At 34.6% G+C, this 13,727-nt stretch carries 9 protein-coding genes; all 9 read right to left on the reverse strand.

Annotated features, from left to right (window positions below):
• Positions 1–3: 3 nt before the first annotated feature.
• The 9 genes from DLK05_RS00635 to DLK05_RS00675 all read right to left on the reverse strand — a co-directional run bounded on the left by DLK05_RS00635 (position 4) and on the right by DLK05_RS00675 (position 13,481).
• The gene (locus DLK05_RS00635; RefSeq protein WP_127342035.1) at positions 4–3,204 is read right to left on the reverse strand and encodes an efflux RND transporter permease subunit; all 3,201 of its coding nucleotides are present in this window, start codon (positions 3,202–3,204) and stop codon (positions 4–6) included.
• Between the two features lie 10 nt (positions 3,205–3,214).
• On the reverse strand, positions 3,215–4,300 hold the full coding sequence (locus DLK05_RS00640; RefSeq protein WP_127342036.1) for an efflux RND transporter periplasmic adaptor subunit: 1,086 nt from the start codon (positions 4,298–4,300) through the stop codon (positions 3,215–3,217).
• 20 nt (positions 4,301–4,320) lie between these two features.
• Positions 4,321–5,655: a TolC family protein gene (locus tag DLK05_RS00645; protein ID WP_127342037.1), complete on the reverse strand. Its 1,335-nt coding sequence runs from the start codon at positions 5,653–5,655 to the stop codon at positions 4,321–4,323.
• A gap of 233 nt (positions 5,656–5,888) precedes the next feature.
• The gene (locus DLK05_RS00650) at positions 5,889–7,127 is read right to left on the reverse strand and encodes a competence/damage-inducible protein A (protein WP_127342038.1); all 1,239 of its coding nucleotides are present in this window, start codon (positions 7,125–7,127) and stop codon (positions 5,889–5,891) included.
• Between the two features lie 81 nt (positions 7,128–7,208).
• Positions 7,209–8,450, reverse strand: coding sequence for a M48 family metallopeptidase (locus DLK05_RS00655; RefSeq protein WP_127342039.1), 1,242 nt, complete (start codon positions 8,448–8,450; stop codon positions 7,209–7,211).
• A 62-nt stretch (positions 8,451–8,512) separates the two neighbouring features.
• On the reverse strand, positions 8,513–9,586 hold the full coding sequence (locus DLK05_RS00660) for a DUF6340 family protein (RefSeq protein WP_127342040.1): 1,074 nt from the start codon (positions 9,584–9,586) through the stop codon (positions 8,513–8,515).
• Positions 9,587–9,603: 17 nt separating this feature from the next.
• Positions 9,604–11,694 carry a hypothetical protein gene (locus DLK05_RS00665; RefSeq protein ID WP_127342041.1) on the reverse strand — a complete coding sequence of 697 codons (2,091 nt, stop codon included), beginning with the start codon at positions 11,692–11,694 and terminating at the stop codon, positions 9,604–9,606.
• Between the two features lie 110 nt (positions 11,695–11,804).
• Entirely contained in the window at positions 11,805–12,209 is a 405-nt protein-coding gene (locus DLK05_RS00670; protein ID WP_209319630.1) for a YciI family protein, read from the reverse strand.
• 489 nt (positions 12,210–12,698) lie between these two features.
• Positions 12,699–13,481: a hypothetical protein gene (locus DLK05_RS00675; RefSeq protein ID WP_127342043.1), complete on the reverse strand. Its 783-nt coding sequence runs from the start codon at positions 13,479–13,481 to the stop codon at positions 12,699–12,701.
• Positions 13,482–13,727: the final 246 nt, after the last annotated feature.

A 13,727-nucleotide genomic window follows, 5' to 3' on the forward strand; every position in this document is an offset into this window, starting at 1 on the left:
GTTTTATTTGTTTTCAGGATATTTCTTTTTCTCAGTCATAAAATAAATAAGAGGAACCATAACCAATGTTAGGAATGTGGAGGCAATAGAACCACCCATCAACGAAATCGCCAGTCCCTGAAAGATAGGATCAAACAATATAATGACAGCTCCAATCACCACAGTACCTGCAGTCAGCAAAATAGGAGTTGTACGAACCGCACCAGCTTCAATTACTGCTCTTTTTAATGGAATTCCTTCGGCCAACCGTAAATTAATAAAGTCGATGAGCAGTATGGAATTCCGGACCATTATTCCGGCAAGAGCGATTAAACCAATCATGGATGTAGCTGTAAAGAAGGCACCCATTATCCAGTGTCCAACAAGGATACCAACTAAGGAAAGCGGAATCGAAAGCATCATTACAAATGGTACTTTAAAATTCTGAAACCATCCGATAATCAGCAAATAAATCACTAAAATCGCTACAGCAAAAGCAGTTCCCAAGTCTCTGAAAACCTCATAAGTAATCTGCCATTCCCCGTCCCATTTCAAGCTATAATCATCCTCTAAAAATGGTTGGTGTGTATATTCCTCTTTCAATTGATAACCTTTAGGCATCTTGATCTTATTCAAATTATCGGATAAATTCATGATCGCATAAACCGGACTTTCCAAATCTCCTGCAACATCAGCAGTAACATAAACTACTCTTTTCTGATTTTTGCGATAGATGCTCTTATCCTTAATTTTCTCTTTGATTTGAACCAAATCACCAAGAGCGACAAGCTTACCGGAACGACTAAGAATATTAATTTGCTTCAAATCGTTGATGCTACTTCTATCCTTTTCTTTAAGTCGTAAATTTATTCCAACCTGGTCGTGATCGTGTTCCTGATACAATTCACTAACATCCCGACCGCTAAGAGCCATATTCAATGTTTGAACCACTTGTTGTGTAGAAACGCCAGCTAACATCGCCTTCTCCTTATCCACATTAAACTGGAACTCGGTTTGATCATCTTCCACCAACCAGTCCACGTCAACAACGTCCTCTGTCTTATGAAATAAACCTTTCAATTGTTTGGCAATATTAGTTTGCTCCTTTAAATCAGGACCGTAAACCTCACCTACAATGGTTGACATTACTGGTGGTCCGGGTGGAACTTCCACTACCTTAACATTGGCATTAAATTTTTCACCAATTTCCTGCAGTTTTGCTCTCATGACTTTAGCAATAGCATGACTTTGAATACTTCGTTTATCCTTATGAGTAAGGTTCACCTGAATATCCGCCACATTAGAACCTCTTCTTAAATCGTAATGACGTACCAAACCGTTAAAGTTGATGGGAGCAGATATTCCAACATAGGTCTCGTAATCCACTACATTATCCTGTTGAGATATATAAGCGGCCAATTCCTTAGTAACTGCATTTGTCCGCTCTAAAGTGGTGCCTTCCGGCATATCAACCACTACCTGAAATTCATTTTTATTATCAAAAGGAAGCATTTTTACTGCTACCAGTTTAAAATACACCAAACTCATCGATGCAAATAATAGCAGCGTCACAAAACCGATAAAGCTCCATCTTTTCCATGACGATTCCAACATCGGACTAATAGTCGCAGCATAAAACTTATATACTTTTGATTCCTCTAAAACAAATGCTTTCTCTTTGGATTGATCTTTCTTCTTCTCAATTAATAAACGAAAAGCCAAATAAGGTGTTATTGTTAATGCCACCAATAAGGAAATGATCATGGCAATAGCAGCACCAATAGGCATTGGGCTCATATAAGGTCCCATTAATCCGGACACGAAAGCCATAGGAAGCACCGCAGCAATCACAGTAAATGTTGCCAGAATGGTAGGATTCCCTACTTCGTCGATAGAACGAATTGCTGCCTGTAAAAATGGCAATTGATTCAGTTTAAAATGCCGGTGCATGTTTTCGGCTATAATGATAGAATCATCCACCACGATCCCCGTGACAAAAACCAGAGCGAACAAGGTGATTCTATTCAAGGTATAATCCAGGAAGTAATAGCTAAACAGAGTCAATGCGAAGGTTATTGGTACAGATAGCAACACAACCAGTCCACCTCGCCATCCCATGGCAATCATCACCACAAAGGTTACTGCAATAATGGCAAGCAGTAGGTGTAATATCAATTCAGCCACCTTATCCGAAGCTGTTTCACCATAGTTTCTGGTAACATCAACATGAACATCTTCAGGTATTAATTCCTTATCCAAATGTTTGATTTTACCCAAAATATGCTGTGCTACCTTCATCGCATCAGCGCCTCTGCGTTTAGCAATAGAGATGGTAACTGCAGGATAATCACCTTTAAAATTTTCTTTTTGGGGATTTATCTTACCATATCCAAAGCTCACATATTGAGATGGAATTTCCGGTCCGTCAACCACATTGGCTACTTGCTTTAAGTAAATCGGACTGTTATTATAAACGCCCACCACAAGATTTTCAACATCTTCGGCATTCTCTAAAAAACGACCCGTTTCCACCAAATATTCCTGATCGTGTTTGTTAAAGCTTCCCGATCCCACTTGCTGGTTGGCAATTTGAATTTGCTGTGCAATACTAAGGGCATCCAAATGATATCCTGCCATTTGTTCTGGATTTAAGATTACTCTCACTTTACGGGAACGGCCTCCAATCACCTTCGTTTCTGAAACATCAGCAACCTTTTCAATTTCATTATTGACTTCCTCGGCAATCCTTCGAAGCTGAAAATCGCTGTAATTCTTACTCCAAAAAGTAAGTCCTAATACTGGTACATCATCTATCGCTCGTGTTTTAATTAATGGCAATGAAGTTCCCTTTGGCATTTCATCCATGTGCTTCATTATCTCATTGTACATCTTCACCAGAGATCTTTCAATATCTTCTCCAACATAAAACTGTACTATAAGCATTGCCTGTCCGGGCATAGAGGTAGAGTAAACATACTCTACTCCCGATATATTTGCTACGACCTTCTCCAGGGGTTGCATTACATGCGATTCGACCTCTGTTGGACTTGCACCGGGAAATCTTAAAAATATATCGGCAATAGGAACATCGATTTGCGGTTCCTCCTCCCTTGGTGTTAGATAAGCACTATACAAACCAATCACCATAAAGGCAACCATTAACAAAGGAGTTAATTTAGAATTTATAAATAAATTGGCCAGTCTGCCTGAAAATCCTGTCTTCATAACTCTACGATTATTGTATGTTTAGTTGAACACCATCCCAGATTTTACCTTCATAGGATAGAATATATTTTTCCCCATCATTTAAACCCGATAGGATCTCTACCTTATCACCCATCGTTTTTCCGGTTCTTACCCATCGTAGAATGGCTGTATTCATCTGGCTAACCGTATATACACCGGTTAATTGTCCCTTTTGAAACAAAGCCTTTTTAGGAAGTAAGATTCTAGGGCTTCCTCCTTTTTCCAATAATATTTTTGCGTACATACCACTGTAAAGGTTCTCCTTCTGAATCGCATCAGCATTCAGCATCACTTTAGCTTCAAACTGATTACCGGTATATAAAGCAGATGGATTCACTTCGGTAACCACACCATCCAAATCTTTGTTTCCTATAGCGCGTATCTGAACTTTTACTAAATCGTTCTTCTTAATTTTTGCGATATCAGTTTCCGGAATACGGGCAATTACTTTGAACTGCTTGGCTTGTTCAATTGCAAGCAAAGGCATACCTGGTGATGCCAGATCCCCTTCATTCATATATTTACGGGTAATTGTACCACTATAGGGAGCTCTGATACTTGCATATCGAAGCATTTCATCTACCCCAAGTACCATTTGTTTTACGGCCGCCACTCTCGCTTTTGCCATATTATAATGCGTGGTGATATCATCCAACTCTTTTTGAGAAGCACTTTTCTGTTCAAATAAAGTCGTATAACGATGAAAATCCTTTTCTGCACTTTTGAATGCAGCTTCTGCCTCCAGCAAGTTTGCCTTTATCTGAGCTTTCTTTGCTAATATGTCTTTATCGTGAATCTGTAGTAAAAGCTGATCTTTATTCACTTTCTGTCCAATTTCCACATAATACTTAGCAATCTGTCCCATTAAGCGGGTACTCAAATTAGAATGTGTTGCAGCTTCTAATTTTCCAGAGAAACTCAATATTTCGGGTTGGTTTTCGATTTTCACAGTACCAAGTTTAACATTCAACTTAGTAGCTTGTGACTTATTTGTTGCAGTATCTTTACCACATGATTGTAATCCAATAAAACTCACAATCATAAGTCCTATCATCAATAATTTTTTCGATTGCATATTATCTATGTTGATTTTAGTTATTGTAAGTCTTTTTCCAGTAATAATTCCAACTGGAAAACTGCGACATGATATTTGTATAAAGCATTAATATAATCCAAACTACGAGCTAATGATACTGATTCAGAATAGAGCAGATCGGTTGTTTTCTCCAGACCTTGTTTGTATCTGTTTTCTCTTATTCTAAGGGCTTCTAGCGATTGTTCCTTCGCTAATTTTGTCAACTCAATTCTGTCAAAGGCCAATTTCAAATTCCTTTTAGCACCTTGAATCTCCATATTATTTCTGGATTCATATTCGGATAAATTTAATTCGGCAATTTTCAGTTCTGCTTTTGCCTTTTGAACCTTTCCAACGTTCTTGTAACCGCTGAATAAGTTCCAGGATAAGCTAGCTCCTATCATATAATTATTTGCTGATGTTCCAAATAAATGATCATCGTTCCATTCATAAGCACCAAATGCATTTAAACGTGGCAGGAATTGCATTTTTTGAGATTTTAGCATGTTTTTTCTAGCCTCAATACCTTTCTTATAGGCCATCAAATCCGATCGAAAACCAGTATCTTCCACCTGAACCAATCCGCTAAGAAGACTCGGTTGTTTCTCCAAATGATCACTGGTGCTTATCTGCGTATTAATATCCATTCCAAGCAGATAAGCTAAATATTCATTGGCTTGTTTTTTATTGTTTTTAGCATCCAATAACTGAGTATTTAGTTCCAGAACCCTAACTTTTGCAGCTAATAAATCTGCATCTTTCACATATCCTTGCTTTAAATTATTCGCTGTTAGTTCCTCTGCCGACTTTGCTACCTCAATCGATTTATCTAAAACTACAACTGCTTGTTTCGCTAATTCGAGCTGATAATAGGCTTTCTTTACTTCAAACTTAGTATAGTTAATTGTTCTCTCAGTAGTATAATCCACCGCTTGAAGTTTTGCACTTGCCGCCTTTCTGCCATATAAACCATCTAAATTGATAATCGGTTGTTGTACCTCAATTTTGCTTGCAAAATTTTCAATATGCTTAGGATCATTCAACAATATTGGATTAAAATCCTCTTGCTTCGTTATCTCCTGTTTTAATTTAAAACCGAAAGCGGAAAGAGGATCATTTGTGGTAACTACAGTATGGGATACATTTAAATTTGGAAGAAAAATGGAATTAGTTTCCCTAAATTCAGCTTTTGCAGCCTTTCCCTGTTCCTTGGCTTTATTTATTTGCCAATTATTTTCCGCCGCTTTTGCCAAGGCATCCTGCAAACTTAATACCACCTCTGAATTTTGTGCACTTACAGGAAAAGGATTCCAAAGACACAAAGTACAGATAACTAAGTAGATGAAATTTCGCATGTTTTATTTATTGATTTAGTTAAATTTCAGGTCAAAACTATGCAGTATTATATATATATCCAAATATCTACATGTGTGTGATGTAATTAAAAATCTATAAGCACTTTGATTTTCTTTATATAAACTGAAATTTAAGACTTTAAATCACATTAGGCAATAGTGAAATCTAACGTAGATAAAAAAAGCCTTCTAATAAATAGAAGGCTTTTGGGGTTATATTTTTAGATAATAACTCACTTCAGAAGTTGAATTCGCAAAAGGTTTAGTGCCTTTAAGCTAGCCGCCCGAATATTTCGCTCTCGGATTTTATAAAGTTGAAGTTTTTCTGAAACTATTCCTTTTTCACTAGCTACTGCAATCCAAATAGTACCAACTGGCTTTTCATCACTCCCACCATCCGGACCGGCAATTCCTGATGTAGCAATTGCATAATCCACATTTAGAATCTGTCTTGCCCCTTCTGCCATTTGCTCTACAACTGCCTTGCTTACCGCACCATGCTTTAATAAATCAGATTCTTTAACATGCAATATGTTTTGCTTGGCCTCATTGGAATAGGAAACTACACCCCCCATAAAATAATCAGAACTTCCGGCGTGAGAAGTGAATAAATGAGCAATATATCCTCCAGTGCAACTTTCAGCAGCACCAACTGAACAGTTTTTTTTCATTAGGAGATCTGCCACTACCAATTCCATTGGCAAATCTTCCAGACTAAATATGTTATTCGGAATAATTTCTTGTAGTGCCGCAACCTGCTTTTCAATTTCTAATTCCAAAATTTGTTTATTCTCCCCTCGTGTACTTAAACGCAAACGAACCAGTCCCGGAGAAGGTAGATATGCAAGTTTTATACTTTGTGGCAAATTAGCCTCCCATTCACTCAGCATTTCCGCAAGCACTGATTCTCCAATTCCCTGAACCATTATGGTTTTGTGAAATATAGATAAAGAATTATATTTTGCTTTAATTGCAGGAATCACTTCATTTATCATTATTCCCTTCATTTCGAAAGGCACACCGGGCATGGAGATAGCTACTTTTCCATCTTTCTCGAACCACATACATGGTGCCGTTCCAAAATTATTGAGCAATATTCTAGCTTTATCTGGTATTAATGCTTGCTCCCTGTTAAATCGATTCATCGGGATACCATACTTTTCTAATCGTAATTTAATTTTCTCATAAAGTGCATCATCCTGAATCAAAGACATGCCATAGTAATCCGATAAGGTTTTTTTGGTAATATCATCATTTGTGGGACCCAAACCTCCCGTAATAAATACCAAAGGAACTCTCTCCAGTGAATCCTGAAGTGCGGCCACAATTTCTGATTGCTGATCTGAAATACTAGCGATTTTTGCAATACTAATACCATTTTTATTCAATTCCTTAGCCATCCATGCTGAATTGGAATCCACAATTTGACCAATAAGGATTTCATCTCCTATGGTTATAATTTCTGCTTGCATAAAATTTCGTATATAATTTGATCTAAATGATTTTTTGAGGATCTGTTCAGAAAATAGAATTACTGAGTATACTTCTTTTAATTACTTAGCATCAGACCTTATGGCTTTCAATCTTTGTAGAAGAGTTGGATGCGAATAATAAAAGAAAACGTAGGCTTTATGGGGCGTTAAATTACTTAAAGAACTTACAGAAAGTTTAATCAAAGCATCGCCTAAAGCTTTTCCATTATAATTATTGTTGGCAAATTCATCTGCCTGATATTCGTTTTTCCTTGACCATACATTCATGATCAAACCAATAAGCGTAGAAATTGGTGAATAGAGAATTCCAAATACTATTAAACCAAGATGAAATCCATGATGCTGTGCTCCTAGTGCTTCCGATAATGCAGGATTATCAATAATAAGAGAAAAAATATAAAGCATTAAACCAGTTTGTAATAAGGAGATAATTATTCCGCTTAAAGTATGCTTCTTTTTATAATGTCCTATCTCATGAGCCAGTACTGCCACAATTTCGGAAGTGCTTAATTCGCTTATTAATGTATCGAATAAAACGATTCTCTTCTTACTTCCCAATCCGCTAAAATAGGCATTCCCTTTTGATGATCTTTTAGAACCATCCATCACATATACATTATCTAGTTTAAACCCTACTTTATTTGAAAGCTGCTCTATTTCTTCTTTTAATTCACCATCTTCCAATGGTTTTTGTTTATTGAAGAGAGGAACAATTAAGCTGGAATAGAACATGGTCATGAAGATCATAAATCCAGAAATCACAGCCCAGGCCATCCACCAAAAGTTATCTGTTGTTTGCAAATAGATCCATATTAGCAATGCCAGAAATCCTCCTCCAATGATCACTCCCAATACGCCACCTTTTAATTTATCCAAAATGAATGTTTTTAGGCTGGTTCGATTAAAACCATACTTCTCCTCTATCACAAATGTAGAATAATATTGAAATGGCAATCCGATAAGACTAGATGCCAGCATAATGACTCCAAAGAAAAGAAGAGCCAAGCCAATAGGATTTTCGGTATAATTTCTCAACATCTCATCCAACCAGGCAAATCCACCGAAAATAATCATCGAAAGTGTAAGTAAAAAGCTAATGGTAGATGATAGAAGGGAAATTGAAAATTTATCTTTCTGATAATTTTGCGACTGGAGATATTTATCTTCCTCATATATTCCCAATAGTTCTTTTGGAACATTTGGGGTCCAATTTCTCAGATTTAATATATCCAAAACTCGCTCAAGGATGAAATCGACAAGAAGGATTCCTATAATAATATAAAACAGATTCGTTGAAGTCATTATACATATTTTTTAAAAACAGATCAAAATTAATAATCTAAACTGATTTGAAGCTTACAGTCCTAGTTTTTCTGTTCTTTGCCAAAAAATAAATCTAACTTCTCATTGTTTTCGGTTCTTTTACTTAATGAAATTGCATAGGCTTTCACCAATTCAAATTCACCAGGCAGGGAGGATAATTTTTTATAATTTGAAATAGATTTTGCCAACCATTCTTCAGCCACTTTGTAATCATCTTTCTGTTCATAGGCTATTGCTAAATTATAGCAAGCCCGGGCAGCTATTTTAGGATCAGATTCATTAGTAACTTGCTTGTAAACATCAATAGATTTATCCCAATCTCCTACTTCCATATAATACTCTGCCACTGCAAATCGCTTGTCTCCCGCCACAAAATATTCACGGCTCATATTAATCCATTCCGGCGACAAAAGTTTCGCATAATTATTCCCAATATCATAGGATACATCCCGCATGATATCATTTCTTTTAGGGAGTAATTCCTCCACAATAGTTCGGTAGGAATAGGACTCCACATCGGTATAAAGACTATCTACAATCGCTCGTTCATCAATATATTTCTCGTATAGAGGATCATAAATACGCCAAACAGCAAAATAATTTATATCTGTTATTCCATAGGAAGTCTCCCCGCTAACAACCGAATACCTATTGAATATTTGTAAATCTTCCAAACTAATTAAAATATCCGAACCTGTTTTTTCACAAATGCTATCAACCACTTCCCATTTTAAAGGATCGTAAGTTCGTTCTCCTGTAAATTGTCTTTTAGGTAATCGCACTTTATTAACCGAATCGATAGCAATCAATTCCGACAAATTTTCTTCTAAACCTAAATAACAATTATCAGCCATTATAGTATCGTAATCGCTGGTATCCCTTAATACCAAATCATTTAAACGATAGTACCCAGAGATGGTATCGATATTAAAATTCATATTTCGATCAACAAAACCGATCGTTTTAACATCTGAAGGTAGAAGGATGGATGGAGCTTCAAGTCCTTGAAAATTGAAGGAGGAAGTTGTTTTACAACTAGAAAGGATAATCACTATAACCACACAATAACATACATGCTGAATTATTTTTCCAAATGGAATACAAGATTTGTTCATTTTAATTAAAGGTTAATTTAGAATCCCAACCAATACTTTTTCAAAAACCATTCCAATATCATCAATATGATAATAAAAATCAATATAAATAATAAATCTATTATTTTCCCTAACGAGATTTTCTCCGAAAGAATAGGTTTTGGATTTTCAATTTTCATAAAAAAATCAAAAACTTTATCCAATTCATTCCCTTCGAAATACTTTCCATTAGTGCCTTTTGAAATTTGTTGAAGCAAAGCTTTATCCACCTGAAGATTCTTTGATTCGGTGTTATTGTTTCTTACAATAAACTCTCCTTGTTGCTTCAAATTGCTCTCATCATCCGCTAAAACCTGATATTTATATCTTCCGGCATCAAGAAATGGTATGGATAATTTATAAGCTAAATGACTCTTTTGAAATTGATATTGAAAAGTTTTATCATCCTTATTTTTTAAAACAAGCACAAGATTGCTTTTGTTGTTGAGTTGATAACTTTTGTTATAAAGTTCAGCTTCTATATTAATATCTTCTCCTTCAAAATAATCATTTGAATGCCTTATTATCAGTCTATCTCTATTTGAGTCAATTGCCAGATATTGAACTATTTTATTTATTAAACTATTAAAATAGTCATGTGAATAATTTAAACGATAGGAATAAAGTTTCCATCGCCAAAATCCTTCTCCAAAAATCCAAGCTATTTTTTCATTTCCAGAATTGGTAAAAGCAATTAAAGGAATTTTAGTTTGAATATTTTTGATTTTTTGATAGGCAAGAATATGGTATTCTGATTGAAATTGATAATCAGCCATCGGTGATAATAAAGGCGGCAAACTCTCAAAGCTTTTCACCTGAGCATCCCCCAATTCAAATAAGGAAAATTTTTCATTTTGCAGATATAAGGATTGCTGAAAATTTCTCTTATAATCAATCAGATGAACGCCTAATTTAGCTTGATTCAAATAACTAATATCTGATTTAACACCGATAATAAAGAGACAAGGAATGTTTTTAAGCAACAGTTTTTGTATTAAATTTTTGTCTGAATTATTCAATGATGGAATCTGATAGAATACCAATAGATTTACATCCTTCAATACAGGTGTTTCTTTAGAAACATCAACCAATTGGGTAGAAAAATTTTTATTTTCTTCTATCGCAGATCGCAGAGCAGCTAAATCAGGGTGATATTGGTCATAGCAAATGGCGATATTTCGTTTTGTGTCCAGGACATCAACCACAAAATCAGCTTTATTATTTTTTAATGAATACTCCTTTACCTTGGATTGAATAAGAACATTAAATTGTTGTAAGCCTTTTTTATCAGACTTAACTAAATATTCTTTTTCTAAATAGAATGTATTCTGATCTGTCCTTACTTCATCTCGTATTAAAACTTTACCCCTATTCTTGATCGTAATGGAAAATTTTTCACCTTTAAGATTCAATGCTTTGATACCAACTCTAACCGCTTGGTTCGTATTTACAAATCCAATCTGGTTGCTCTTAATCGAAGAGATCAAAACATCAACCATTCTGGAAGTATCACCAAGTTGAATCGTATGTATAGGAAAATCTAGGTCTGCTAATTGATATCTGGGATTTCCTCCTGAATTATAAATTCCATCACTTGCCAACAAAACCTGAACATCAGGTAAACTAGAATAATTATCCTTTAAAAACTCAATTAGTTGAGAATAATTCGTGGTTGTTGCATTATAATTCAACTTCGACCACGGCTGCACACGACTTCCAAATTCAATTTTATGAATCTCATATCTAGAATTCATTTCCTGCAATAAGGAATCAATCCTGTGTGGATAAACATTCTTATAAAAGGAAGTATCGCGATGATATAATATCGATTTTGAATTATCCTGAGCAAATATTAAAATTGGCTTATGGGAAATATAGCTCTTGTGCTTTATTACTGGTTGTAGTAGAAGCAGAAACATTAATAAAATTGCTAAGAATCGCAGTCCTGCCAACACTAATAGTTGCAGTTTTGACAATTCATTTTTTAATCTGTTTTTAAAGAAATATTGCCAATACACTATTCCAAAAGCTATTAGAATAAAAAGCAATATCCACCAGTAAGAGTGTCCGGAAACAAAGGAAATATTCAATTCTTAGTAATTTTTAATACATACAAATTTAGAAAAACAAAAAAGCTTATTCCATTATAACAAATAGTATTTTGAAAAGAAAAAATCGCAAAACACCTAAATAATTGAAATTACAAGGTGATATCCCCTTTGGAAATACTTTCATGAAGATCGCTCAATTGTTTTAAAGCGGCAGAACCATACCATGAATGAAGTTCCACTACCAATCTACCTGCTTTTACTACAGGATCGCTTTCTGTCAAAGTTTTTGCCTCTTCTATGGTTTCTACATTAAAAATGTAAACGCCTCGAATTTCATCATCATCGAGAAATGGTACGGCCAATACAAACTTACTTTTCTTTAAAAGGCGACCAATATTCTCCAAATGAGCTTTTTGAAGTTTTTCAGCACTTTGCGAATCATGGTTTCTTTTGGAACTTTTTTTCAAAAGAGCTATTATATATTTACTCATCCCATATTGATCTGCTTGAAGTTCTTTTGCAAGCTTCGCATTAAATTTTGTAATATTCTTCATTAATTGGATTTTCATTTCACAAACTGGTATCAAACCAACATCCTATTAAATTGTTGAAATATAGCATAAGCAACAGCATATAATTCAAATTTAGACGACCTATATTATTAACATATAAACAGTTTTAATTTACAATTTCAATTCGATAAAGGGATATAGCTAAAAATAGAAAAAACAAGATATAAAACTTTTAATCTTCTTTAACACTTATTTGCACCAATTAACCTGAATGCTTCTTATTTTTGTAACATACAAAGGAGAAAAGTAGTTTTTTCATTTAGTAGTAAATAGGGTTAAAAAAGTGAATAGTAAAAAAGTCGGGGTGGTTCCCGACTTTTTTGTTTTTATATATTTTACTCTTTTCAAATTTTACTGCTGTATTTTAAACCGGGAGAGCTCATCATCTTTCCCAAAACAACCCCCTCTTCCAGACATAAAATTTCTGCGATTCTTTTAAATTCTTTAGAAGACTTACTCACGATTAATGAATTAAATATCAAATCCAGGACGAATAAAATCACGCGCCTCTGGAAAAATTTTCTCGACTAATGTTTTTAGGCCTGACAATAAAAGTAATATAGGCAACATACTATCTTCTGATTCAGGGAATCTTTGTAGAAAGCAACTCCATGCATCAATTGATCTGTCAATGGAAACCAGAGCAACTTTTGCGGATGCAACACTATCATGTTGATAAAATTCATTTCCTGATTCCTCTGTATTCACCTTACTCCGTAGAGATCTAAAAAGTTTACTTGGAATAATAAATTGATACCAACGAATTATCTCATAAACATCAAAGATTTTTTGCTCCTCCTCTAACATATCTTCTTCATTGGTGAAATCAAAAATTTCTTTGAGGGTATTCACGCCAACATACAATAAGGATTCAAAATCTAAAAACCAGGCATCCACAAGTTCAGAATATTTATCCGCCTGCAACATTATCTGGCTCTTAAAAATTAATTCATCTTTTCTTTCTTCAACATCAGAATCAAAATCTATTGTTTCTTTTGGAAGTTCCATTCCCAAATCCTTTGCTGCCTGATGTAATAGTTCCATGCTTAATTGAAACATTTCATCTAAATTTTCCATTGCAGATGAAGCTTCTGATTCAGCATCTTCTAAATCTGGAACACCCTCCTCCATCATTTTGAAGTTAAGGCAATTACGAGTGAACTCACAACGCTCACACCAACCGTCGCAGTAGTTGTAAATTCCAGGTATTAAATTTGGATTTTGAATTAATGCGAAGAGTAAATCTTTATTCATTTATCGTAGTGGTCTTAATTTTATTCTTTACTAAAAAGATTTGCAATTAAATTCACAAAGTTTTTCATTACAAAACCTTTCTCTTTCCTTTTAACATCTAACAATTACATATACTGTTAGAGCTAGACTATTGTACTAGATATTGTTCATTTAGTTTCATTTATTCGGCATGATTTTTTAATTTAAATTAATTGATGAAAAGATATCCTGCAATGCAATATATAGAATTATATGTGAAAATAATTA

This window comes from Ancylomarina longa, assembly GCF_003996985.1.
GTDB classification, from domain to species: domain Bacteria; phylum Bacteroidota; class Bacteroidia; order Bacteroidales; family Marinifilaceae; genus Ancylomarina_A; species Ancylomarina_A longa.

Excerpts from the sequence above, each read along its gene's own strand:
- DLK05_RS00635 (WP_127342035.1), bottom strand. The coding sequence starts at position 3,204 with ATGAAGACAGGATTTTCAGGCAGACTGGCCAATTTATTTATAAATTCT.
- DLK05_RS00640 (WP_127342036.1), bottom strand. The coding sequence starts at position 4,300 with ATGCAATCGAAAAAATTATTGATGATAGGACTTATGATTGTGAGTTTT.
- DLK05_RS00645 (WP_127342037.1), bottom strand. The coding sequence starts at position 5,655 with ATGCGAAATTTCATCTACTTAGTTATCTGTACTTTGTGTCTTTGGAAT.
- DLK05_RS00650 (WP_127342038.1), bottom strand. The coding sequence starts at position 7,127 with ATGCAAGCAGAAATTATAACCATAGGAGATGAAATCCTTATTGGTCAA.
- DLK05_RS00655 (WP_127342039.1), bottom strand. The coding sequence starts at position 8,450 with ATGACTTCAACGAATCTGTTTTATATTATTATAGGAATCCTTCTTGTC.
- DLK05_RS00660 (WP_127342040.1), bottom strand. The coding sequence starts at position 9,586 with ATGAACAAATCTTGTATTCCATTTGGAAAAATAATTCAGCATGTATGT.
- DLK05_RS00670 (WP_209319630.1), bottom strand. The coding sequence starts at position 12,209 with ATGAAGAATATTACAAAATTTAATGCGAAGCTTGCAAAAGAACTTCAA.
- DLK05_RS00675 (WP_127342043.1), bottom strand. The coding sequence starts at position 13,481 with ATGAATAAAGATTTACTCTTCGCATTAATTCAAAATCCAAATTTAATA.